The sequence below is a fragment of the Cupriavidus necator genome (assembly GCF_040578825.1).
Taxonomy (GTDB): domain Bacteria; phylum Pseudomonadota; class Gammaproteobacteria; order Burkholderiales; family Burkholderiaceae; genus Cupriavidus; species Cupriavidus necator_E.
The window spans coordinates 1-23767 of sequence record NZ_JBEFLI010000069.1 but is presented as its reverse complement, the minus strand read 5'-3'; the positions used below and the strand labels follow the sequence as shown (position 1 = coordinate 23767).

The 23767-nt window shown below is 60.4% G+C and carries 21 protein-coding genes and 4 pseudogenes; 19 read left to right on the top strand and 6 right to left on the bottom strand.

Annotation, left to right across the window (positions count from 1 at the left end; genetic code table 11):
* The first annotated feature begins 1 nt into the window (after position 1).
* The 7 genes and pseudogenes from AB1I47_RS26850 to AB1I47_RS26820 all read left to right on the top strand — a co-directional run bounded on the left by AB1I47_RS26850 (position 2) and on the right by AB1I47_RS26820 (position 10331).
* Positions 2 to 1783, top strand: coding sequence for an alpha/beta hydrolase family protein (locus AB1I47_RS26850; RefSeq protein ID WP_354686737.1), 1782 nt, complete (start codon positions 2 to 4; stop codon positions 1781 to 1783).
* Entirely contained in the window at positions 1780 to 2679 is a 900-nt protein-coding gene (locus AB1I47_RS26845) for a T6SS immunity protein Tli4 family protein (RefSeq protein ID WP_354686736.1), read from the top strand. The genes AB1I47_RS26850 and AB1I47_RS26845 overlap by 4 nt, the downstream gene beginning before the upstream one ends.
* A gap of 263 nt (positions 2680 to 2942) precedes the next feature.
* Positions 2943 to 4208, top strand: coding sequence for a hypothetical protein (locus tag AB1I47_RS26840; protein ID WP_354686735.1), 1266 nt, complete (start codon positions 2943 to 2945; stop codon positions 4206 to 4208).
* A gap of 24 nt (positions 4209 to 4232) precedes the next feature.
* Positions 4233 to 4604, top strand: a complete 372-nt coding sequence (locus AB1I47_RS26835; protein ID WP_354686734.1) for a PAAR domain-containing protein — start codon at positions 4233 to 4235, stop codon at positions 4602 to 4604.
* Between the two features lie 92 nt (positions 4605 to 4696).
* On the top strand, positions 4697 to 8248 hold the full coding sequence (locus AB1I47_RS26830; RefSeq protein ID WP_354686733.1) for an ImcF-related family protein: 3552 nt from the start codon (positions 4697 to 4699) through the stop codon (positions 8246 to 8248).
* A 221-nt stretch (positions 8249 to 8469) separates the two neighbouring features.
* Positions 8470 to 9766, top strand: a pseudogene (locus tag AB1I47_RS26825) (putative bifunctional diguanylate cyclase/phosphodiesterase); the annotation flags it as partial.
* A 274-nt stretch (positions 9767 to 10040) separates the two neighbouring features.
* The gene (locus tag AB1I47_RS26820) at positions 10041 to 10331 is read left to right on the top strand and encodes a hypothetical protein (RefSeq protein ID WP_354686732.1); all 291 of its coding nucleotides are present in this window, start codon (positions 10041 to 10043) and stop codon (positions 10329 to 10331) included.
* 116 nt (positions 10332 to 10447) lie between these two features.
* Here AB1I47_RS26820 and AB1I47_RS26815 read toward each other — a convergent pair whose 3' ends face one another.
* Positions 10448 to 11131, bottom strand: a complete 684-nt coding sequence (locus AB1I47_RS26815; RefSeq protein ID WP_354686731.1) for a type 1 glutamine amidotransferase domain-containing protein — start codon at positions 11129 to 11131, stop codon at positions 10448 to 10450.
* A gap of 375 nt (positions 11132 to 11506) precedes the next feature.
* Here AB1I47_RS26815 and AB1I47_RS26810 point away from each other — a divergent pair.
* The 5 genes and pseudogenes from AB1I47_RS26810 to AB1I47_RS26790 all read left to right on the top strand — a co-directional run.
* A pseudogene (locus AB1I47_RS26810) lies at positions 11507 to 11653 on the top strand (3-keto-5-aminohexanoate cleavage protein); the annotation flags it as partial.
* Positions 11650 to 12093: a restriction endonuclease fold toxin 5 domain-containing protein gene (locus AB1I47_RS26805; RefSeq protein WP_354686730.1), complete on the top strand. Its 444-nt coding sequence runs from the start codon at positions 11650 to 11652 to the stop codon at positions 12091 to 12093. The pseudogene AB1I47_RS26810 and the gene AB1I47_RS26805, both read left to right, overlap by 4 nt.
* Positions 12093 to 12800, top strand: coding sequence for a hypothetical protein (locus AB1I47_RS26800; protein ID WP_354686729.1), 708 nt, complete (start codon positions 12093 to 12095; stop codon positions 12798 to 12800). The genes AB1I47_RS26805 and AB1I47_RS26800 overlap by 1 nt, the downstream gene beginning before the upstream one ends.
* 361 nt (positions 12801 to 13161) lie before the next feature.
* Complete coding sequence (locus tag AB1I47_RS26795) at positions 13162 to 13341, top strand: hypothetical protein (protein WP_354686728.1); 180 nt, start codon at positions 13162 to 13164, stop codon at positions 13339 to 13341.
* Between the two features lie 65 nt (positions 13342 to 13406).
* Positions 13407 to 13629, top strand: a pseudogene (locus tag AB1I47_RS26790) (PIN domain-containing protein); the annotation flags it as partial.
* On the opposite strand, the gene AB1I47_RS26785 reads toward AB1I47_RS26790, so the two are convergent.
* Positions 13626 to 14648: an alpha/beta hydrolase family protein gene (locus tag AB1I47_RS26785; protein ID WP_354686727.1), complete on the bottom strand. Its 1023-nt coding sequence runs from the start codon at positions 14646 to 14648 to the stop codon at positions 13626 to 13628. The pseudogene AB1I47_RS26790 and the gene AB1I47_RS26785 overlap by 4 nt on opposite strands.
* Positions 14638 to 16029 (bottom strand): 2-hydroxycarboxylate transporter family protein, encoded by a 1392-nt coding sequence (locus tag AB1I47_RS26780; protein WP_354686726.1) that lies wholly within the window; start codon positions 16027 to 16029, stop codon positions 14638 to 14640. The genes AB1I47_RS26785 and AB1I47_RS26780 overlap by 11 nt, the downstream gene beginning before the upstream one ends.
* Positions 16030 to 16147: 118 nt before the next feature.
* Between AB1I47_RS26780 and AB1I47_RS26775 the strand changes: the two genes are divergently transcribed.
* Complete coding sequence (locus AB1I47_RS26775) at positions 16148 to 17116, top strand: LysR family transcriptional regulator (protein ID WP_354686725.1); 969 nt, start codon at positions 16148 to 16150, stop codon at positions 17114 to 17116.
* The gene (locus AB1I47_RS26770; RefSeq protein WP_354686724.1) at positions 17097 to 17936 is read left to right on the top strand and encodes a YdcF family protein; all 840 of its coding nucleotides are present in this window, start codon (positions 17097 to 17099) and stop codon (positions 17934 to 17936) included. Before AB1I47_RS26775 ends, AB1I47_RS26770 begins: the two co-directional genes overlap by 20 nt.
* 105 nt (positions 17937 to 18041) lie before the next feature.
* Here the strand turns inward: AB1I47_RS26770 and AB1I47_RS26765 are convergent, their stop codons facing one another.
* Entirely contained in the window at positions 18042 to 18371 is a 330-nt protein-coding gene (locus AB1I47_RS26765; RefSeq protein ID WP_354686723.1) for a DUF1484 family protein, read from the bottom strand.
* A 222-nt stretch (positions 18372 to 18593) separates the two neighbouring features.
* On the opposite strand from AB1I47_RS26765, the gene AB1I47_RS26760 reads away from it, so the two are divergent.
* The 4 genes from AB1I47_RS26760 (at position 18594) to AB1I47_RS26745 (ending at position 20607) form a co-directional block, all read left to right on the top strand.
* Positions 18594 to 18857 carry a hypothetical protein gene (locus AB1I47_RS26760; protein WP_354686722.1) on the top strand — a complete coding sequence of 88 codons (264 nt, stop codon included), beginning with the start codon at positions 18594 to 18596 and terminating at the stop codon, positions 18855 to 18857.
* Positions 18858 to 18980: 123 nt separating this feature from the next.
* On the top strand, positions 18981 to 19193 hold the full coding sequence (locus tag AB1I47_RS26755; RefSeq protein ID WP_354686721.1) for a hypothetical protein: 213 nt from the start codon (positions 18981 to 18983) through the stop codon (positions 19191 to 19193).
* A 9-nt stretch (positions 19194 to 19202) separates the two neighbouring features.
* A complete protein-coding gene (locus AB1I47_RS26750; RefSeq protein ID WP_354686720.1) occupies positions 19203 to 19652 on the top strand; it encodes an ElyC/SanA/YdcF family protein in 450 nt (149 codons plus the stop codon).
* Entirely contained in the window at positions 19618 to 20607 is a 990-nt protein-coding gene (locus tag AB1I47_RS26745) for a hypothetical protein (protein ID WP_354686719.1), read from the top strand. Before AB1I47_RS26750 ends, AB1I47_RS26745 begins: the two co-directional genes overlap by 35 nt.
* A 350-nt stretch (positions 20608 to 20957) precedes the next feature.
* Here AB1I47_RS26745 and AB1I47_RS26740 read toward each other — a convergent pair.
* Positions 20958 to 21122: pseudogene (locus AB1I47_RS26740) on the bottom strand (DUF1484 family protein); the annotation flags it as partial.
* 538 nt (positions 21123 to 21660) lie between these two features.
* Between AB1I47_RS26740 and AB1I47_RS26735 the strand changes: the two are divergent.
* Complete coding sequence (locus tag AB1I47_RS26735; protein WP_354686718.1) at positions 21661 to 22608, top strand: HNH endonuclease; 948 nt, start codon at positions 21661 to 21663, stop codon at positions 22606 to 22608.
* 208 nt (positions 22609 to 22816) lie between these two features.
* Here the strand turns inward: AB1I47_RS26735 and AB1I47_RS26730 are convergent.
* Positions 22817 to 23767: DUF2075 domain-containing protein (locus AB1I47_RS26730; RefSeq protein ID WP_354686717.1), on the bottom strand; the 951-nt coding region annotated here is incomplete at its 5' end.

The window sequence follows — 23767 nt, the reverse complement described above, 5'->3', positions numbered from 1 at the left end:
CATGGCCGAAGCGAACTTCGTTCTACACAGCAGCGTCGTTGACAAAGACGGCGATCAATATAGTTCCGCGACCCTGACGCCGACCGAGGATCAGCGCGAAAAGATCGTTCTTGCCAAGCCTTACGTTATCCCGATCCTCTTCCTGCCGGGCATTATGGGGACCAATCTCAGGAAGAGGGAGGGGAAAGCCATTGTTTGGCGTCCACCCAATGCAGACCTGCGGGGAGCAGGGGATCTAATTTGCCAACTCTTCAACTATTTGTTTAAGACCACAAAGGAGCGAGCTGATGACCTTGTCACAGACACCGTCGAGGTCGATCCCAGCGGGCCTATCGATGCTGGCTTGAGCGGATTGCCAAAGAACGTGTTGGTTGCGCGCGGTTGGGGGGCATTGATGCGCTCTTCTTACCATCCGTTCATGGGTCAGTTGCAACATCTCCTGAACTCGCTGTCCGAGTATGACTTCGAGCGTTGCGAGGCCAACCTGAAGAACTGGGCAAAGGAGTTCGGGCAGGACTCCCCCGAAGATTGGGGAGCGGACGGTGGCGAGGCATTGACCAGAGAGGAAATCCTGCATGCCGCCAACTACCAGTTCGACGTTTGGGCGGGCGGTTATAACTGGCTGCAATCTAACCGAGACTCGGGCTTAGCCATCAAGGACCTGATCGAAAACACGATCTTGCCGTTCTACAACGAAGGCAAGACGGTCGTTGTAAAGGATACACCCGACGGCGAAGGGAATGATCAGTGCAGCATCCGACGAAAGAAGCCAAACCGTCCAATGGCGGAAAAGGTTATTGTCGTCACCCACTCGATGGGCGGACTTGTCAGCAGGGCGTTGACCGAAATCCACCAATGCGACAAGGTTCTCGGCGTCTCTCACGGTGTCCAGCCAGCTACCGGTGCCCCGGCGACGTATAAGCGCATGCGGGCGGGCTTCGAGGACGTCGAACAAGTCTTCCTCGGACGCAATGCCGCTGACGTAGTTGCCATTCTTTCACAAGCCCCTGGGGGGTTGGAACTTTTGCCCACCGCCGACTACAACGACGGCAAGCCTTGGCTAAAGGTGCGGGACAAGAGGACTGGTGCAGACATCATGCCGCCGCTGCCGCAGACCGATCCCTATATGGAAATCTATCTATCTCGAGATTGGTACGGGCTAGTGCCAGATGGCAATCTGGGGTTAATGAATCCAGCGGGGCAGAACTTACCCACGGCGTCGACCATTGCAGAATCTGAGGATGATTCGCCCCGCAAGACATTAATCAGAACTGTTGAAAGAGTGCGGAAGTTTCACGAGGCGATCGAGAAACGGTACAAAGTTCCCACCTACGCTCACTACGGAATGCAAGGTAAGCGCGATCCCATCAAGGATGCCGGTGGTTTGCTCGGGACGGGCCTGATGGCAAGCCCGCATCGATTCACGTGGGGCGAGGTAGCTTGGGAGGGACATGGCGTCGGCAGGCTCAAATTCGGCGAGATCGCTATTGTCAGTGACGACGGTAACGGGAACATGAGAACCTCAAATGGGCTGAGCCTGACTATCAGCGAACGAGACTGCCCGGGAGACGGTACGGTGCCGAGCTATTCCGGCGCAGCTCCCGGTAGTGCGGGCGTTGCGCTGAGTTTTGCACATGGGCAAGGCAGTCCAGGTCAGCACAACGCCGGTTTCTGTTACGACCACCAGGGCAGCTACGGGGACAAGCGTTCGCTCTACGCCACGATGTTTGCCATCATCAAGATGGCACGGCAAGCCCAATGGCACAAGAAGGAGTCAGCATGAGGGAAGAATGGGGAACCCGCGCAATTGGTCGTCATCTGGTTGACGTACCGGTGAATGCGGGGACCGTCGAGAGCTATGTGTACAACAAGGTAAAGATTGACCCGCTGCCAGCCATCCAGACACGGGTGAGCTTCGATCATATGGTTGCTCAACGAGAGCAGGTCTTGCGTGCTACCAAACACGAGAGACGTGGCAGTATGTTCATCGAACGCGTGCCGCATGACAATGGTGCGGTGACTCTCATCGCTTGGGCAGACCAAGATTTAGAGATCCTGTATCGATTTGATACCTATTTCCTAGCTGGCTCGAGAGCATTGAAGTACTCGGGGGAGGTTGATCCCGATAGAAGGGAATCAGCGATAGCACTTCGACAAAGGCTATCCACTGAATGGAGGTCAATAACCTCCAGCACGAGCGTAGAGGGAATCGGCTATGTGGTGAATGACACGATTCTCACTGCGAACCGCTTTAACCTTGAAAGCTGGAGCATGGTCATTCAGTTGGCGGGCAAGCCAGATGTTTCGCTCGCAATCACTTCGTACACACAACACAAAGTAGAACCCGGCCTGCGCAAGCGAGCCGGTGGCGTTCTTGCTGCAATGCTGGGCGCGGTGGCGGGCGTCATCCCGCTACGTAACCGTGAGCGCCCGGTTGGTCCAATCCAGGCCGATGAGATCCTTGTGGCTGGCACGCAGGATGGAAAGCGCACCTATGGCTTCAAGTGGGAGGCACCAGGCAAAGCGGATTCGCTGGCAGAGCCCAATCTGAATGTGTCGTTGCAAGTGGGAGAAAGCGCCTATCTGACCAACAAGGAATCCTTCGCCAGCGACGAGGAAGCGCTGGAGTTGTGGGATGCAGTGGTCGGCTCCCTGCGCTTGCGTCCAGGTGCCGTATGAATACGTTTTCGCGCCGTCGAGCCCTCTTGACGCTGGCTGCCGCACCGGTTGTCATGCTGACCTCGAGTCCCTCTTTCCCCAAGCCAAATGCCCCGTCAGTGGGCGAAGCCATCCGCTACTTGTGTGAGGAAGTCTTTCCGTCAGGTCACCAAAAGCGTGAAGCGTTGAGCAGCGATGCTGTCCTGCAGGCAGGTGGCTGCCCGGTGCACGTACTTGCGGCACACCCTTGCGTCTCGGTTGGAAGAGCATAGGCGGGACTAGCTATGGCGGTTGACTTTTCGCTTCTGCCGAATGAAGAGCCGGATCCCGGAAGCCCGCCGTCGCGGTTATTCTGGGCGATTGCATTCCTAGTCATGGTGCTGGGTGGGGCCTTGGCGGTCCTCCTGCTATGGCCGAAGCATCTGCCGACGCATACGTGGAGGTTCTGGGCGAGCCTTGGCTTACTTCCCGTGGGGATACCTGCGTGGATAGTACTGCGCCGATTTGCTCATTATGAAGGTCGCAGACTCGACGTATTGATGCGCAATGAAGCGATTCGCAAGTACAACGAGCGCGTCTTTGCCGTGGCGGCTCGCCCCCTGGCCTTGCTAGGCGCAGCCTATCGATTCTCGTCGGACCAGGATGAGAATGCGATCGTCAGCATTCAGTCGGGTATGGTCACGCTCCGTACACAGGAGCCAATCTCCAGTGACGGCGATCCCACCAAGGCGCGCTGGCTGGTAGTGCCTGGTATCCAGTTAGTGTCCGGCGATAAAGAGGCAGACGAGCACCGTCATGGCAAGCTGACCCGATGGTTATATCGGGAACTGCTGGACAGTCTTGCCGACCGTATTCGATCGTTGCCTCCACGGGGTGACCTTGGCGTTTTACTGTGGGTGTCCGGTGGATTGCCTCGCCATCAATGCGTCGCGAGCTTGCAGGAGTGCTGGCAGGAACTCCAGTTCCCACCCATGCGCCTCATGGAGGACGCTGCGCCTCCTGGCCTCGATGCTCTCGATCGCTGGCTCGATCAGGTTGCCGGCAAAGGCGCGCGCGGCGCGAGGCTGATTGTCGCCATTCAATTGCACCGCATCCTGAGCGATACGCCACCCGTTGGGACTGCGGAGGCTGGCGTTGCTCTCCTTCTCATGCCGGGTGAACAGGCAAACCAGCTTGGGGTGGATGCTGAGGTCAACTTGCATCGCCCCGTACACGGCCCGGTAGACCTGGCGAACGGCGCCTTGTCGCATGCGCTGAGATGGGGCGATGTCACGGCGGCTGAGGTTCCTGGTGGTTGGCAGACCGGCCTCGGCGCCTTGCAGACTGGCGTTCTGCGCCAGGCTGCGGCGCGCCTTGGACTGAACATCCAGGCAACGGACCTTGACCAAACCGTTGGGCATGCCGGATCCACTGCGCCCTGGCTTGCAATTGCCTGCGCGGCTGGCGCGCTGTCGGATAACGTACAAAGTCAGATTGTCTTTGCAGGTCAGCCTCAGGGCGTCGATGTTGCGGTAGTTAGGCGGGTATCGCGCAAGGGCAAGCCAGTCTAGCTGCGCATTTGCGCACTCGAGTATATGGCGAAGATAGAAGGAATGTGGGGCAAAAAAAGGTCCCTATATCGAAAGCAAACCGAAAAAGGAAGCAAGGAGCGGACTTTGGTAAGACGTTTCGACATCACGGAGGGGGATTCGACGACGGTCGGTGGTGTTGTCGGGGAAGGGGACGGAAACGATCTCCTTGGCGGCCGTAAACAGGCCTATGAAAACGACCCGGTTTGGTGCCCAGCTTGCAAGACGATGGGACGGATTGTTTGCGTCGGTCCACGCCTGCCGATGACGGGCCCGGATGGGCGCGAAGCTGCCTTGGGCGACGACCTGTGCGTCTGTCGCTGTGACCCCAGCCCGCGACTGATCTCGACTCAGCACTCGTCATATGTGGACATCTGACTGGCGACACGGGCGGAGGCCCGCGCTGAGGACAAGTACATCGGACGAGCCAATTGGGTGCAACGCATGGCTATGAAGGCAATACCCGCACAATGAAAAGGCTGCAGATCGACCTCGCCTCGATACTCGTTCTCGCGTTGGTTATCGCCGGTCTCATCTGGACATGGGGCGGGTACTTGGGTATCGGGACGCCTGAAGCCAAGAGCGATTGGCTATCAATAGTTGCCGTTGGCGCCATTGTGCTCGCCATAGTCGCTTCGCTCGATCGCCTGCATCGCTGGTGGGAAGCGCTGAATGCACTGAGGAAGTGGTTGGGAGTCCGAGAATCGGAGCTGGCTGGCACGACGCAAGCGAGCGTCGCTACCACGGCGACTCCGACTGCGTCGGCTCCGATACTACTTGGCGCATTTCGCCAGGCATTGCAACGGCAGCACGGTGTCCGTTGGCGGTATCGCCAGCCTTGGCTGCTCCTGACCGGTGATGATGGCGCCATTGACCGACTGCTGCCCAAACTCGGCGAACAAGGCTGGCTGGTCACCCCCGACGTGGTGCTGCTATGGATGAAGAGCGCTAAGGACGGCCAGCCGGATACTGCATGGCTCAAGCAACTCTGCAGACTGCGCCGCCGCCGACCCGTAGACGCAGTGGTCCTCGTGACCGAAGGCGAGGCGGATCGGCCCAGACCACGTCGCGGCACCCATCCCCATGGGCTCAGCCTGGCGCACATCGCCGACGTGCTGCGTTGGTCCGCTCCGGTATTCGTGCTCGACGTCGCACAGACAGACACCGTGGCCAACGGCAATACGCCAGTCATCGGCTGCGAACTGCCACCGCAAGCGGATGCCGCCGCCATTGACCGCGCGCTGCGGGCCCTGCACGACCAACTGGCGCAGCGGGGCGTCGCGCAGCTAATCCAGAACAAGCGCGATCGCTACATGGGCGCACTCTCTGAACGGCTAGACAGCCGTGACAAAGTCCTCGCTGACTGGATCGCCGGATTGCGGAGCAGCCAACGCCGGCGCATCCCCGTCAGCGGCATCGTGTTCGCGCCTTATCCAGGCCTGACCGTCGGCGATGCTGACGGTCAGGCCGGTGCCGACCTGCCCCTATGGCCGTATCTGGGCGACGCTGCCCGTCGCCAGCCAGGCCGACGCATCGGCTGGCACCCCGTCACGGTTTCCTCCGCCCTGGCACTGGCCACAATCGGCCTATGGACCGCCGGCATGCTTGTGTCCGGCGCCCTGAACGGACGGGACTTGCACACCGCTCGGCAGACCGTGAACGATCTCCAGTCGGCCCCCAACCCTGCCGCCCGTCTGCGCGCACTCCTCGCCGTGCAGCAGCGGATCGAATTCTACGAGTACCGCACCCAGCATCACGCGCCGTTCACCACCCGCTTCGGCCTCAACCGCGATCCGGCCGTGCTCGATGCCCTGTGGAAGCCCTACGCGCAAGCCAGCCGCCGGTTGCTGGCAACGCCGGTGCAGCAGGACCTGGAAGCCTCGCTGGTGGACCTGGCACAAATGCAGACCACCACTCTGGACGACCAGACCAGCAAGCGGGCACTAGGCGGCCACCAAGGCCTCAAGGCCTACCTGATGCTGGCCCATCCCGAGCGCGCCGAGCCGGACTTCCTGACCCAGCAGCTGATGCAGCATTGGTCTACCGACGCGCGCATCACGCCGGGCGAGCAGCAAGACCTGGCCGAACGCTTGCTCAAATTCTACGCCCAGCACCTGAAAGCCAACCCGGCCTGGCGCATCGAGCCTCGGCCTGAGCTGGTGGCGGGCGCGCGCCAGACGCTGCTGGCGGTGATCGGGGAGCGTAATGCCGAGGACACCATCTATCAGGGCATCATCACCGCCTTCGGCGACAACAGCGGCAACAAGTATCCGGACCAAACCCTCGCGTCGCTCACAGCCGGCACCGATCCCCGGGGGCTGGTGCGCGCCGCCGCGATCGTGCCCGGCGTCTTTACCCGCCAGGCCTACGAGGGGTATGTCGCCCCCGCGATCGAGGCGGCCGCCAAGCGGACGGAGACTGCCAGCGACTGGGTGCTGACCGACGGCAATCCACAATCGACGCAAGTTCCGCATCAGACGGCAAGCCGCTCCGCCGAAGCGCTGCGGGCGGCCCTCACCGACCAGTACTTCGCCGACTACGCCGACCGCTGGCAGGGCTTCATGAACGGCCTGCAATGGCAGCCGGCGCCCACGCTGCCAGTTGCGATCGAACAGCTCAAGCTGATGGCCGACGCGCGCCAGTCACCGGTGATCGCGCTGATGAAATCGCTCGAGTACCAGGGTGGCGCCGGTGCGCGCAAGGACGCGCTGTCCGATACGCTGGTGGCCAAGGCGCAGGACCTGCTGGGCAAGAAAGCCGCAGGGCCCGAGGCGATCAAACCGGACGCGGCGGGGCCGCTCGGCGCCGCCTTCGGCCCGGTACTGCGGCTGGTGGGGCAGACCCAGACCGGCCAGGGCACCAACGGCGACCTGAGCCTGCAACGCTTCCTCGACCGCGCCACGGCGCTGCGCCTGCGCTTGCAGCAGGTCAGCAACAGCGCCGATGCCGACGCGCAGGCCCGCCAGATGGCGCAGGCGCTGTTCCAGGGCAAGGGCTCGGAACTGGCCGACACCCAGGCCTATGCCCAGCTGATGGCCGCCAGTCTCGGCAACCAATGGGCGGGCATGGGCCAGACGCTGTTCGTGCGCCCGATCGCCCAGGCCACGCAAACCGTGCTGCAACCCGCGCAAGCGAGCCTGAACGACGCCTGGCGGCAGAGCATCGTGATGGCGTGGGGCCGCTCGTTCGCCGGGCGCTATCCCTTTGCGGACAGCACCAACGATGCCTCGTTGCCTGAATTGGCGCGCTTCCTGCGCGCGCAGACCGGGCTGATCGCAGCGTTCCTCGGCACCCAACTGGCCGGCGTGCTGGAACTGCAGGGCGATCAATGGGTACCGGCCGCCACCGGCGGACAGGCACTGGCCTTCGATCCGGCCTTCCTCAAGGCGGTCAACACCCTGCAGCGCATCGCCGCGCACATGCTGGCGCAAGGCGAGCCCCAGTACCGCTTCGAGGTCAAGCCGATTCCCACGCCGGGCCTGACCGACACGGTACTGACCCTCGATGGGCAGAAGCTGCACTACTACAACCAGCGCGAGACCTGGCAGGCGATGGCGTGGCCAGCCGCCAACCTGCAGGACCTGGGGACACGGTTGCAGTGGCAGACCGAGAAGGCGGGTACCAACAAGAGCTATGAGTTCGGCGGCCGCTGGGGGCTGGTACGGATGCTGGAGCGGGCGCACATTGAGCCGCTGGACAGCGCCACCTATCAACTGACGTGGCAAGGCGTTCCCGACACCAAGGGGCCGAAGGTCAGTGCTGGTGAGGGCGTCGGCGAGGGGAACGGACAGGCTACCGTCGGTGATGTCGACAGCGATCCCGACATCCAGACAGCTCGTGTCGCGAAGCTTCCCGCCCCAGACGAAATGACCTATCCGCTCAGCTATCAGCTGCGCACGGAGATCGGCCAGGGACCGCTGGAGATGCTCACGCTGCGTGGCTTCGTGCTGCCGTCGCGCATCTTCGTGGATCGTGAGCAGCCGAAGGTCGTGGCGCGGGCGACGACTGCTCCGCGCAAATAGCGCCTTCTGTTGTCTATCGCGACACTCAACAGAGGGCTGCGCGCAAGCTGTGCGAGCCAATCTCGCCTTCATCTGCACGCGAGGCCGATCACTTTCCGGCGCTGCCCCCCGACGCGCGCAGTCTGTTCGCGTCTGAGCGTAAACAGAATGCGGGTCAATGCAGCCCGATCCGACACCGCCTTGCCACTGCTGGATCTTAGCCTTTGTTCGTCGATGAGATTCTTAACACGGCTACCTACCTGGCCCACGCGTATGGCGAGCGCCGCCGCGTTGCGCTGATCCATGACATGACCGAGAAACGCCAGGCGGAGGAAGTCATCCGGCACCAGGCGAATTTCGATGCGCTCACGGATCTGCCCAACCGCCGCCTGTTCTTCGACCAGCTGGAGCAGGAGATCGAGCGTTCGCGCGGCACGCAGGATGTGCTGGCGCTGCTGTTCATCGACCTGGATCGCTTCAAGGAGGTGAACGATACCCTCGGCCACGACCAGGGCGACCAGTTGCTGCTGGAGGCGGCGCGGCGCATTGCGGCATCGGTGCGCGCGTCGGATATCGTGGCGCGGCTGGCCGGCGACGAGTTCACCGTGATCCTGCCCGCGGTGGGCGATGCCGGCATTGCTGAGGACATTGCCGAGGCCATCCTGGAGCGGATTGCCGCGCCCTACGCCAGGCGATGTTTGCCGCCAAGGAGGAGGGCCGCAATCGCTGGAAGGTCTTCACCCAGGCGCCGCTGCAGGCGGAGAGGGAGCGCCTGCGCATCACGCAGGACCTGCGCACGGCGCTGGCGTCAGGGCAGTTCGCGCTGCACTACCAGCCCATTGTCAATCTGCGCACGGGCAAGGTCTGCAAGGCCGAGGCCCTGATCCGCTGGGACCATCCGGTGCGCGGGCCGATCCACCCGAACGATTTCATTGCCGTTGCGGAGGAATCGGGCCTCATCATCGACATCGGCCGCTGGGTGCTGACTGAAGCGCTGGACCAGCTGGGCGCTGGCAGGTGCTGCTGGGCAAGGGCTTCCAGATCTCGGTCAACAAATCACCAGTGGAGTTCTGCGCGCCTGCGAGCGGGCCCGAGTCCTGGTCCAGCATGATCGAGCGCAGGAACGTGCCGGTGGGCAGCCTCGTCATCGAGATCACCGAAGGCTCGCTGATGGAGCAGAACGCCGATGTCATGGATCAGCTCTCCCGCTTCCAGGCGGCCGGCATCGAGATCGCGCTCGACGACTTCGGCACCGGCTACTCCTCCTTGTCATACCTGCGGCGCCTGGACATCGACTACATCAAGATCGACCAGTCCTTCGTCCGCTCGCTGACGCGGGGCCCGGACGACGTGGCCTTGTGCCGCGCCATCATCAGCATGGCGCATGCATTGCGCATCCGCGTGATTGCCGAGGGCGTCGAGACCGAGTCGCAGCGCGACATCCTGCTGGCTGCCGGCTGCGACTACGGGCAAGACCACTTCTTTCGTCCGCCGGTGGAGGCCAGCGCGTTCGAGGCTTTTGTGAGCGACGTGACTTGAGGCGTTGGGCTTCGGCTAATCTACTTGCGTGCAGCCTGCTGGCGGCGATCCCCGGAGTCTTCTAACCGGCACGACGCACAAGGTCATCGGCGGTAAATGGGATTGGCATGTCATGAATGACTTCAAGATCTGTGCCGCGCTCGGTACATGGCGACATCGCTGGTGCCGGTGCGAATGCCCTCCGTTTTGCTCACGCGACACCTAGACTTTGTGCAATCGGACTTTCTCCGCGCAACTGCGCGCAATCCGGGGGCATTCCATGGAGGGCTGCATCATGCACACTGTCATCAGAACCTATACCGGAAGTGGCGCCAGGGAGTTGTTCGACCTGCTCGAAACACGTACGCCCGACATCGAATCCCTGATGCGTGAGGTTCAGGGCTTTGTCAGCTACACGCTCGCGCGCACCGCCGATGGCGGCTTCTCAGTTACGACCTGCAATGACAAGGCGGGCGTGGACGAGAGCGTCAAGCGGGCGAAAGACTGGATTGCTGAAAATGCCGGTAGCATCGGCGCAAGCTCGCCCGCGATTACCGAGGGGACTGTCATTCTGCATGCGAAATAGCAGCGTGGCCTGACATCGGTGCAGCGCCTGCTGCAAGGGTGTCGCGGTCCGGGGCCTGGAGGCTGCTGGCGAAGACCCAGCGCCGCGGCACCTGCTCCGGACCGCCCGTCATCTTTTCAGCGATGCTTCAGTTGGGTGAGCAGCGCGTGGGCAACGGGATCCGATGACGCCGGGTTCTGCCCTGTGATCAGCAGGCCGTCCGTGACAACATACGGTTGCCAGTCCGCCACCTTGGAGAAGTTGGCACCGTTCGCCTTCAACACGTCCTCGACCAGGAACGGCACGACTTCCGTCAGGCCGACTGCGGCTTCTTCGCTGTTCGTAAAACCCGTGACGTTCTTGCCCTTGACCAGCGGGCTACCATCCGTCGCTTTCACATGTCGCAGCACACCGGGCGCATGGCATACCAGGGCGACCGGCTTGCCGCTGCCAAGCGTGCTCTCGATCAAGGCCCTGGAGTTCGCGTCTTCGGCCAGGTCCCACATCGGACCGTGTCCGCCCGGATAAAACACCGCGTCGTAGCCATCGGCCGAAACATCCGACAGCTTTTGCGTTGACGACAGCGCGGCCTTTGCCTCGGCATCGGCGTCGAAGCGGCGCGTCGCGGGCGTCTGGAACGACGGCTCATTGCTCTTCGGGTCGAGCGGCGGCTGCCCGCCCTTCACCGAAGCGAGCGTGACTTCGACGCCGGCATCCTTGAGCACGTAGTAAGGCGCGGCCAGCTCCTCGAGCCAGAAGCCGGTCTTTTCACCGGTGTTGCCGAGCTGGTCGTGAGACGTCAGGACAATCAGGACTTTCATGGCGGTCTCCGGAAGACGTAGAAGGATATGTCCGTGCCGGGCGCGGCATCATCGCCAGGAACAATGCGGCGCCGGATATCGGCCGGCCGCGCCTTTCTCGACGCACGGCCAGCAAGCTGCTGGATTGCCTTGACGCATACAGACCCTCGTAAGCATGGTGCATACGCCCTCAAAGTCAAAGGTCGAACACTGACGGCTATACTGCCGGCGCCTGCCTGTGCGCGATCCACGCGCGGCAGCAAACCGAATGAACCGGCAATGAAGAACGGAGGACGCTGGATACGGCTCGCCCTGGCACTGATGGGGCCGTACTGACTGACGACGCCGGCAGCCATCCCGCAGAAGCTGATCATTACCGCCGCGCTTTACGGTCCGATGGGCACCGTGGAGCAGATTGAGCAGCTCGCGCGCATGTCGCGCGAGTTCGGCCGCGACGTGACCAACGGGAAGGAAGCCCGCGAGATCTACAAGATTGGTACGTTCTATGACAGCGCGGATGAGACGCTGGCGGAGAACGGGTGACGCCGATCTCCCGAACGGAAGCAACAACGAAGGAAAGGGAGCGCTGCAAGGATTGTGCGCCGGATAGGGGGGCGATGATCCAGCGGAACTGGAACATGTCGGAGGAAGCCCGGGCGTATCAGGCACGCGTGTCCGGTTTCCCGCCCGGCGCGGAATGGAACTATGCAGGTGTCGACTTCGACGGTTTCCGCTCGTCTGAATGCCTCCTGCTTGAAGCGAAGGCCCGATATGATCAGTTCTTTGACGAGTTTGATGTTCCGGAGGATTGGTGGAAAGGCGACCAGCCGCTAATGGCCGAAGCGAACAGGCAATCGCTGGCAGCCCAGCCGATGCCCCCCACCCGGTTACATTGGTATTTCATGCAACCGGTTAGCTACAGCTACTTCTCACGGATCTTTGCGGCAATGCGGCTCCCGATCCAAACATACTATTACCCGTGATGCACCCATTCGAGCTTACTGCGATCTTTCGCAACACCGCTTCCTTGGACGTCCCAGCGATGCTGGGTGAGTTGCACCGGTTCGCGCTTCATCTCCAAGGCGCCTCACCAATGCTTAGTGGTTGGCGGCTGAAGGCGATTAGCAAAGACGATGCGATGCGCTATGAGGTATTTGACGCCAATGGTCCTACAGCAGCGGCCACTGCGGTGCTCACCACAGAGTTGAAGAATGAGACCGACCTGAGAATCATCGGCATGTGGAACGCCAGGTCAGGAAAGGAGGGCGCGTCACTTCAGTACATCAGGCGGCCTGCTCCTGAAACAAGCTCAATTGTTCTTCGCGCGAAGCCGGAGGCGTTTCCCCATGAGGAGCGGCTAGCCGTGGGCCTGGTCAGCCAAGCCGCAGTGCAATGGTCGCCGAGCGTGGTTTCGCTCGCGCCCCCCTCATACTTTGACAAGCGTGTATTTCGTGACAGGCCAGGAGTTGGCTGGATGCTATACATCCCGCAAGTGCTCTCGCAGCGACAAGTCCCTGAAGCACGAGCCCTCACACCAGTAATGGATGGCCCTAGACAGATCGGCACCATCGTGGTTAGTGTTGTGGGTGAACCGTTCTCCGATGACGACGCCGATCATGTGAAGATTGCGAACGCTATCGAAATCCGGCTTGCAGATCAGGACTTGCTGCCCCGCTATTCTGCGCTATAAATCGCGCCAGTCATGGATCGGTTGCGCCGCCATCGTGAGTAGTGGCGCAATACACTGGCAGCGAATGAGTCCTGGCGCCTGGCGTAACCAGATTCCAACCATCGCGGCGATACAGGATGTGCACGTTCACGCCCAGCCCCCGTCACGACAGCCGGAATGCAATCCAACCGTGGCCAAGCGCGAGGCCGAGTGCGAATACCGTGGCGCCACCGATGTAAGACGCGGCCAAACGCCTGCGATACGTATGCCGCTTGACCCATGCGATGAGGAGCATCGCTCATCGCAATCCCTCTGATGCCAGCCGCTGTGCCAGCGCTGCCCATCGCTGCTGGCTGTCGCCGACGACATGGGCATAGTAGAAATGACCCTCGCCTCGCCCCGCCACCATTTGCCTGGCCAGCAAGGGTGCGCACGCTACGAGGTCAACCCATGGCAGGCCTGCATGGATGGGATCGCCAAAGCGGGTCAGATCGACTATCACAACCTTGCGTATGCTCTTGTGCTGTTGGAGGTCAGTCAAGAAATCCTTGTCTATCGGTGAGTTACGCCAACCCGGAAAACCCGGTGGTCCGCATCCACCCCGAGACCGGTGAAAAGGTCCGGTTCCTCGATGCCGACGTGACTGAGCTTGTTTCTGCAATCGAAACCAGTGGATTCAAAGAGCTCCTTGTCCGTGCAGCACATGCGGGCCCTCGTGCGCAACCTGCCGGATATTCATCGCGACCCGTTTGATCGATTGCTGATCGCTCAGGCCATGCATGAACCGCTTCGACTGCTCACCGCGGATGACCATCTGGCGGCTTATACCGATCTCGTTGAGACGGTCTAGGGGTATGCCGTAGTCATCCCATCCCCGCCGCCGTGCACCGCACGACCGATCCACTCGTGGACGCGCTCGGCAATAAGCCAGTTATTGTCGTCCATCATCGGCAGATGCGAATTCCCGCGAATGCCCATGGCTGGCAAATCAAATTCAGTAACTTCCGCCCCCGCTTGCCGCACGGCCGACAACCACTCGTCCACCTGCCGGCGATATATCGTCCATAAAGAGTTCTGCGGAATATAGTCTCCCCACAACACACAGTGAGGAATGCCGCACAGTCCGCTTGCATCCGCCACTGCTGTCGATGGCGCACCGGCGGGTTCAACCAGGATCAGCCCCTTTACCAGTTCGGGCACCGACAGCGCGGCGTGCTGAGCCAGGCGTCCGCCTTCGCTGTGCGCGAGGATCGTGCACGGGCCAACGCGTCGTATCAGTTCCACATAGGCGTCCAACGCCATGCCGCCTGCGCTGGTCCATCGCGCGACGAACTGCTTGGCGAGTTGGTCCAGCGCGTGTACCGGAAACCGCTGTCCCGGGAAGGCCTGGCGCTTCCCATTCGCAGCGTCATATCCCTCCACCGGACCAAAGCGAAAGATATCCCACGCCTGCTCCAGCGTCCGGTGCTCCGGCATTTCCGGGACCAGGCAGGCTGGCGCCCAGGAAGCCCTGCCACGCTCTACCGCGTCGCTCACAAAGGTGTCGTATCCCTTGCGCATGAAATAGTCATGCCAACCCGGACGACCATCCGGTGTGCATTCCCAGGTGGCACCGGTCATGCCGCCGCCATGCCACATCAGCAGCGGATAGCGGGCCGTGGGCGCAGCCAGCGCGAAATGCTGGACATAGAGCTGTCCCACCTGATAACGCCCGTTCGGGTTGGAGACGCGCGGTTGGACGCCCGGTACCGTGGCCAGCTGCCGATGCGGCAGGTCGACCACGTCGACTGGCCGTCCGCCGACATGAAAGCCGCGCACTGCCCTGAGCGCGATGGGCCTTGTTGCATCGATCGTGGAATCAGTAGGCATGGCGAATCGCAATCAGAGCCAGCGTTACGGTAATGGCGCCGCCGATGCGGGTTGCAATCTGCGCAAACGGCATCAGCTGCATCCGGTTTGCCGCAGTGAGAATGGCGATGTCTCCGGCGCCTCCCTGGCCGCTGTGGCAACCGGTCACGACGGCCACATCGATGGGATACATAGCCACGAAGCGCGCCACAAAGAACCCGCTGGCAATCATGGACCCGACCGTGGCAAACACCGTGACGACGGTGGGCATCGTGAACGCGCTCACAAACTCCTGCCACGGCGTCAATGCCACGCCCAGCGCAAAGAGCAATGGCCAGGTAACGATGCCGGAGAAAAACTGATACACGCCCTTTCCGCCTTGCTCCAGCGCGGGCGAGATGGCACGACCAAGCTTGGCCGCGACGATCAGGAATAGCATGGTGATCGGCGCCGGAAACGCCAGAACGCCCTGGACCAATACGCCGATCAGATAGAACACGACGATCGTCACCATGGCTCCGGCAAGGCTGACCGGATCGAACGCCGGAGCCGTTGCGGACGTCGCCGTCTCGCTCGCCTTAGTTTGCGGGCCCCGCTGCAGCACACCTTCTCCCGTGAGGTGCGGAAAGCGTTTGCCCAGGACATTGAGCAGTCCGCACAGCAATACGGCAGTAAAGCTGCCAAGCATGACCACCGGAATGATCTGCGCAAACAACTCCGATTGTGGCTGTCCCGTAATCATCGCGTAACCCATGGAAAGCGGGATGGCGCCTTCGCCAAGTCCGCCGGCCATGATGGGAACGACGACAAAGAAGAATGCCCGGTAAGCATCCAGCCCCATCGCCATACCGGTCAGTGTCCCGACCGCACCCGCGACGATCGAGCTGACTGTCAGCGGCACAAAGATCTTCAGGAAGCCACCGAGAAGCACCTCCCGGTCCATGCTCACAATACTGCCGACAACGATGGCCGCGACATAGAGATAAAGGAAGTTGGACGCCTTGACGAACGCCTTGATCGATAGCGCAAGCGAAGGCGGAATCAGGCCGTAGTAGGTCATCGCCGATGGCACCACAAACGCAAGAATCGCGGCGCCGCCCATCAGGCTGAGCATCGGCACACGGCGTCCGAGCTCCATGAAGAAGAACCCGCCCAACGACAATACGGCGATCGCCATCGTGAGATCCGATGGCACCTGGCCAATGGTGGCGAACCCCACCACGATCGGCAGCAGCGCGAGATAGACCGGCAACGGTACAACGCCAATCCGGCTGTCCAGCAGGCGCCACCATTGCGCGCGCAGCGCAGACGTGGATGCCACGGCCGACTCGGCCGCAGAGACCCGGGAGATCTCTGCGGCTGACTGGGAAAGATGATCTGGTAGCACGATGTCCTCCTCCATTTGTTCATGACCTCGGCCGCATGACGTAGCGGCTTCTGAGTCCGTAGTCTGTTGCGCATCGTCAATGCCGTCCAATATCTGTTTTGTTGGAGGGCATAAGTTCGTACTATGGCGACCTATGCAGAACGCCCGCAAACTGGACATCCCCCGCCTGATCGCCTTTATCGCAATTTGCGAAGAGGGCAGCATCACGGCCGCGGCGCGCAGGCTCGGGATCGCCCAGCCGGCATTGACCGTCACCGTGAGCAGGCTGGAGGATGTGCTGGGGACGGTGTTGCTGACGCGAGGCATTCGCGGTGTCACGCCGACTGAAGCGGGACAACGCCTCCTGCGGCGCGCCTACGAGATCGTGAATCTCGTCGAGTCCACGTTCCAGGAGCTGCAGGGGTCCAAAGCCGACCCTGGCGGCGACGTTTCCCTGGGTCTGCCTTCCTCATCTGCCGCCGTACTCGCCCTGCCCCTGGTCGAACGCATCTCCATGCGCTACCCGAAAATTCGCCTGCGCCTGGTAGAAACGTTCTCCGGCTACCTGTGGAATTGGCTATCCGAAGGACAGCTCGATCTGGCGGTGGTGTTTGACCGGACCGCGACGCCGGAAGTGCAATGCGAGCCCATCGCCAGCGAGGACATGCAACTGGTAGGCCGGCCAGGGTCGCTACCCGACACAAGCACGGTGCAGGCAAGGACATTGGACAGGTATCCCCTGGTGATGCCGTCGCGTCTGCATGCCATTCGGTCAACCCTGGAGGCCCATGCCGCGCGAGAGAACGTGTCACTCGACGTTCGCGTTGAAATAGACGCCGGCCAACGGCTGATACGACTGGTGGAAACCGGTCGCATGTTCAGCGTTCTCGCCAGAAGTGCCGTGACACGGGAGATCCAGCAAGGGACGCTGGCGGCGCGCATGATCGACCCACCTATTACGCGCGCCGTATGCCTGGGACAGCGGCGCGCACGCATGGCAGATCCGGCGGTCCGCGCCGTGATCACGGAATTGGTTGCGGAGGCCCAGGCGTTGATGGATGCCGGCATCTGGAAGGCAGCCAGCGCGGAGCAACCCCTGATGCATGAATATGCCGTTGGATAATCTGCCAAGCAACTATCTGGAGAACCCTGCAGTGAAACGAAGCGCGCGCTGGATGCGCCTTGCCCTGGCGCTGGTTGGCGCGGTCCTGCTTGGCGACGCCGTCGCACTGATGGGAATGGGGCTATTCAACTTCGGCATTGTGTTGCCGGGGTCTATTGGGATCGCGTTCCTGTTGCTCGGCCTGTGCTGGGATGGCGTGGCCCGGTGGAGGAAGTCAGATCGCCGGCGCCAGGCGCTTTGGCGCGCGGGCTGGATTGCGTTTGCCGCGTGGCTGGTGACTGTCGGGGCGTTCTTTTATGACATCCGTAGCGGCATGGGCGTCCCCGTGCCGGCAGGGACATCGGTGAAGGCGATCGTCATCCTTGGGTCAGGCACGCCTAACTGCGAGGCGTCGCCGACGTTGATCGCGCGGCTGGATCAGGGGTTGATGCAGGCGCAGCGATGGCCGGAGGCCAAAGTGGTTGTGAGTGGCGGACAAGACTTCGGGCTGCGGTGTGTCGAGGCGGACATCATGGCGGACTACCTCGTAGCGCGTGGGGTGGCGGCGGACAGGGTGATTCGCGAGGGGCGGAGTACGAGTACCGAGGAGAATTTGGTGTTCAGCCGGCGGTTGCTGGAGGGACAGGGTGTTGATGCTTCGAATGCAATTTTGGTGGTGACAAGCGATTTCCATGTGCGGCGGGCGGTGGGGATTGCGCGGAAGGCAGGGTTTAGCGAGGCCTTCGGCGTAGGCGCCGCGACGCCTTTGTACCTTCGCTTCAATGCGTGGCTGCGTGAGTACTTCGCGGCGATCAGTAGTTGGGTCTTGAGGGAGTATTGAGGCTTCGGCCTGCGGCACTTCGCAGTGCCGGAACCAGAACGGCGCGAGACCGGTTGGCTCGCGCCGTTTTGCTTTCAGGCTCGCGTTGCGCGAGCCTGTCCCTCGTCAGACAAGCGCCTGCAGGCGGTCGGCGCAATGGTCGATCTGCCGCGTGAGCGGCGAAATCAGGGCGTGGAGGCCGATGCTGTCAGGAATATCGTCAGCCTGCAGGTCCAGCAAGGTCAGGACGGATTGGAAACCGGCGCTGACGCGCAGAAGATCGTCGCTGACTTCGAGGATGCGGTCCTCGAGGGTGACGGCTTTGCTGGGTTGCGGCGGGGCAGCCTTGGCGCGGCGGCGGAACTGGGCGCGGTCGACCTTGGCCAGGTTTTCGGCGAGTTGGGCTTGTTTTTGGGCGAGGGTGGGCTCTTGGGGAGCTGGGGTGATGCTAGTCATTGCGACCTCCGTGTGTAAGAGATGGAGGCTCACCGTCCGCTGTCAATCGGGTGGGCGAGCACGAGGCAGGGTTGACAGACCGGTACACACGAACCGGCGAGCCCGAAGGCTCCCCCGCCGCGACCCGCCCGTATGGGCGTGCGTTGGCGAAAGACGAGAGGATACCGTTCCGTAGCTCGTCCGGTGTGTAGGTCAGGCTGTCAAACCTGGTCGACCATTGGTGTGGCGACACTCACAGTCTCCAACGGCAACTCGCCGGCAACAATGCAGCGGATTCTCAAAGCAGCCGAGCCGGCCAAACTAACCGTATTTGTGACACCGAGCATCGACATAAACATCTACCCCGAGGACGGCACCGGCCAGAACCAATTGCCGATGCGGGCAGATCTGGCTATGTACGAAGGCCAAGGACGAAAGCAAAAACAAATTTCACGCTTCTTCGCCGTGCAGACGACCGCGACCCTTCTCGCGCTGTCATGGCGCTGATGGCAAGTGGCGCAATGGCGCGCGGCGAAGCCGTGACGCCAATGGATCAGGGCGGCAGGCTGGGGCGCCATTGCCTCGTGGCTGGTGAGGGTGGGATGGTTCTTCCATGGCATCTGCAGTGGCATGGAACCCGCTACGCGCCGTGCATCGCCGCTGGCAGCCATCGTCGTGCTCGGTTCCGGCTCGCCGGACTGCGAGGCCTCGCCAACGTTGATGGCACAACTGGAGCAAGGCTTGACGCAAGCGCGCTGCTGGTCGCCGTCCCAGGTCGTCGTGAGTGGCGGCCTGGACTTCGACGGGCGATGCCGGGAGGCTGACATCATGCCGACACTCTGATCGCGCGCGGTGACGCCGGACCGGATCCTGCGCGAGGGACGGAGTACCAGTACCGAGGAGAACCGCGTGTTCAGCCAGCGCTTGTTTGCCGAGCAGCGCGTGACGGCCGCAGCGCCCATTGTCGTGGTGACCGGTGATTTCCACGTATCGCGAGAGGTGCGAATTGCGCGCAAGGCGGGGTTCGGCGAGGTGTCCGGCGGGGGCGCAGACGCCTTTGTACCGTCGGTTCAATGCGTGGTTGCGGGAGTATTTTGCGGTGATCAGTGGGTGGGGTGTTCGAGAGTATTGAGTAGTTTGGTAGCAATTTTTTTAACGCGTTTTCTCGAAGCAAAAGTTACAAATTCGCAACATCCAAGTAAAATGGCTGAAAACCCACTTTACATCCCTTGTCGCTTAGTAAGGTGCAACCCCACGGATACGCGAAATGAACATTCAGACACTTCGGATTGCCGACGATGAGGACGCATGGGCCTTGCTGTCGAGTTGGCTTGGCGGGGAAAACCTTGGTGTATTGAACTTCGAGAATTGGCCTCGCTTGAGTATTACGATTGATGGCGACGCCTACAGATCGTCCCTCCGCTCCGGCCAGATGGAGGCTTTAATTGGCTTCAAGACGTCGATGGGGAGAGCATATGCAGCGATTGCTCATGGCGCATATGACAAGAGGCGACTCAAGAAAGCTGAGGACGAGCAGCTTGAATTTACGACAACGGTCAAAAAGGGCTCTTCGATAACGGACACGGACCTCAGTCCGCTTGTAAGCGCCGTTGCTCAACTAATTCAGACGCATCCAATAGAATCATTAATTGCCGCCGTTGTTGTTGGACTGGCAATTGTCTCCCGACCAATGATTCTTCGCCATTTCGAGAATAAGGCAAAGCAAATGGATGTCGCGGAGAGGCAGGCGCTAATGTCGCTTACTCAGAAGATTACACAGGATGACCGCGCCAAATGGAAGATCATGGATCGGGCGATAGCAAAATTGTCAAAAAGCTATCCCTCGCTTGACATGCTCGTTCCAGATGTGGCGTCTAGTTACTGGCATCTTGCTTCGGCATCAGCGGATGCTAAGCGTGTCCGGTTAGCGGACGTAGAGCTTAGCGGCGATCATCTCGAAATTCTTTCAGAAAGAAGGTCTCGGCGCAACACAGAGAGAGAGACTGTTACGGACACTTTCGTAGTGGAAGGAATTGTAAAAATCGGAAATAGATACCGACTCCAGCTACGGTCCGACACCTACCACTTCTCCGCCATTTATCAAAAACCTCAATTGACAGAGGACGGTGTCCATCAGATTTTTGGCTGCATGACTGATTCCAAGGAAATTGAGGCAACGGTCGAAATAAAGATTATTGAGAAGTCGCAAATCTCGGGGCGTTTGATTTCCTTCAAAGCTCTAGAGGAAGAAGAGTAACCACAGTGCATATGACTGAGTAAGCTGCTTTATCGCCTTGATGAGGGTCGTCGGCGGGAGCCCATCCCCGGAACCACACTTGCAGCTGGAACTGTTGGAGAGTGTGGTACGACTGGGAGTGGGTGACGGAAGCGCCACTACGGGATTGGGTCTGATAGGGGTGGGCTTTTTGTTGGGGCAGCCGGTGGAAGCAGACCGGCTGCTGCGTGCGGGCATGGGGGCCTACAAGACGGCTTAAACATCACCAACACGTTTGCCGGCCAGCCGTGCCGGAAACAAATTGGCGCGAGGCCAGGTGGCTCGAGCCGTTTTGCTTTTGGGCCCGCGTTGGGCGGGAGCGCCGTCCCTCGTCAGACGGCCAGCGCCTGCAGGCGGTCGGCGTTGTCGTGGATCTGCTCCTTGAGCGACAAGAGCAGGGCGTGGAGGCCCATGCGATTGGGGATGTCGTCGCTCTGTAGCGCCAGGCGGATCAGGGCGGAACGCAGGGCGGCGCTGACGCGCAGGAGGTCGACGCTGGCTTCGCATGGGCGCGCAAAGGCGTGTCGGACAAAAAATGGAGCGGCTGCGCGGCTCCGTCCGGCGTGTGTTCGGCAGCCTGCTACTCATCGCCCCTTTGGGCGACAAACCATCTTGAACACAGCGCCGGTGGCGGTGAATGACGAAGGCCAATCCGCAACCAATTTTTTTACACACCTCCCCTAAGTTGCGAATCAGGATTGCTGCCGCACCGCCCCCGAACTGGCTTGGCGTTTGGGTAGTGCAGCTGTCTGGCGATGCTCACAAGACCCCCTTTCTAGTGATTGCCTGCTGGCATTGTTCGCCCCATAATGACGAAAATATCAGAATTTTCCGATTGCGGTTTCCGACATCGCAATTCCGGGACTGGGGGGCAACTTGCGCATTCCACATGTCACTTGGGCGACTATCAGGTCGGCATTAGACAAATTCGATCGCGAACTGCGCGATACGAAAGAATGGAGAAACTGGGAAGGAAGGGGGTCACAGCTATATGCGATCTCCGATCGCGGGATGCTATATCCGCCTGAGCAAATCTTGTCGATCGCGACAGGCCTTCCTGTTTCAGGCTTTAGCGATAGTGTACAAACCAGCGCTCATCTTGGGAGGCTCGGCTTCAACATAGTTCGGCTCCCCAACGAACGCATATCCTACCCAAAATTCGTATTGGGACAGAATTATCATCGACAAAACGAGATTCATGATCGCTTTGGCGGAAACCGACAAGGCGGCATTGCCACATCCGGCAAGGTACCAGCTATTTTCCTCTTTACGGAAGAAAGCGGTGAACGGTATGGCTATATCGATGGCCGTGATGAGCTGGGCGTATTCTCATATACTGGCGCTGGACAAGTTGGTGATATGGAATTCAAGCGTGGCAACCTGGCCATTTTAGAGCATGCCACTAATGGGCAGGCTCTGCACCTTTTCAAGTCATTAGGTAAAGGGAAGGAAAAAGAATATCTAGGCGAACATACGTATGCCGGCCATACCATTCGACGTGGCCCCGACAAGAACGGATCGCAAAGGAACGTTATCGTATTTCAACTTGTTCCAGTTGCATTAACGGATGAGGAGGGGCTTGCATCGCTCGAAGAGGAGGTAGGGGAGGTATCGGAGACTATCGGCTTGGAAGAGGCTCGCAAGCGTGCCCTTGAGGCCCTTCAGGATGGCGGCAACGAAGTCGGCAAGGAGGCTCTACGAAAACTCTATCGACGCAGCAAGCGCGTAAGGGACTATGTGCTTCTGCGGGCGGAGGGCATTTGCGAATCATGTCGAAAGCCTGCACCGTTTAAGCGTAAGGACGGATCTGCTTACCTTGAGCCGCATCACACCACGCGGGTTTCAGATGGAGGACTTGACCACCCACGCTACGTTGCAGCCCTCTGCCCAGCTTGCCATCGTCATATACATCACGGCGTTGGTGGAGATGAAAAGAATATTGAGCTGATTTCCGCTATCGCAGCCAAAGAGCCCGCAGTGTGAAGGCTTCGGAAACCTCCACGTGAAGCAGTGGAGATTTGCTTTCTGTAGTCAAGTGAGTGGCAAAGCGCGTAGAGGGGCACATACGCACAGGGGTGCCGCCCCCGAAGGACACTCGCCGCAAACGGTAGTGCGCGGGTAAAATGGCAAGGCATACCGCTTTTCCAGTATCTGTAAGACGATCGACCGTGAAAGCGAATCCCGAGTGAACTTACTCTAGTCGGCTCTGAAAAAATCGTCGGGTCTGTTCGTCCATGAAGTAGACGTAGCACCCTTTGATTCCGCGCGTAAGGAGTACGCGATAGGTGTTCTTCACAAGCTCGACAAATTGCGCCTTCGAACGCTTAACGGTCGCGTCTGCTGAATTCGTTGGATCACCGACCCATTCCGCGGAATCAGCGTCATAGCGCAAATCTAGCCCAAAGATTACTCCAACGTAGTCAAACTCGAATCCCTGAGCTGTATATATACAGCCCACCTGCTCAATGCCAGCAGGATCAGATGCCCAATAGTTCGACTTCGGGATCCCTGCAGCTAGTTTCCCCGCATCTGGACTTGCATTCCAAGGCATGCTCCACTCACCGATTTGAACGTCGTCCACCAAGGTGCCATCAGGGCGCGGATTGCTCCAGGGCCAACAAAAACCTGCGACCAAGCGCGCAGTATCTCCCGAAGCATTCTTATCCCGAATCTTCTGCTCCAGCTCACCGAGCGAGCGACAGATCGCGAACTCGTAGTCCTCCGTGGCTGGCCAAAGCACGTTCGCTGTTGGCCTAACACCTAGAGTGTTATCGACCCAATTTACGAACCCATCCGATCCACCACATCGAAACTGTGTTTCAAGCTTGAACTCGATCAACTCAGCACAGAGCCTCTTAGCTGTGTCGCGTATAAGCTCCGCGCTCCCGACTTCATTGGGGCGCACAACTTGAAGATCGTCAATGAAGAAAATTGATACCTTTGCCGCGTCTACCAACTCCTCGATCTGAGGCTTGCCCGATCTATGTTCGGCCCTTGTGAAGCGAGTGGCGCTGATCGCCCTGATTCGATGCGCTTCGTCCACAACTAGTACAACATCCCTTAAATAGGTTGAATAATTAATCGCCTCCGATATCATGACGGGATGAGTCGAGGCCGCCATGCAACGCCAGTGAAGCTGGCG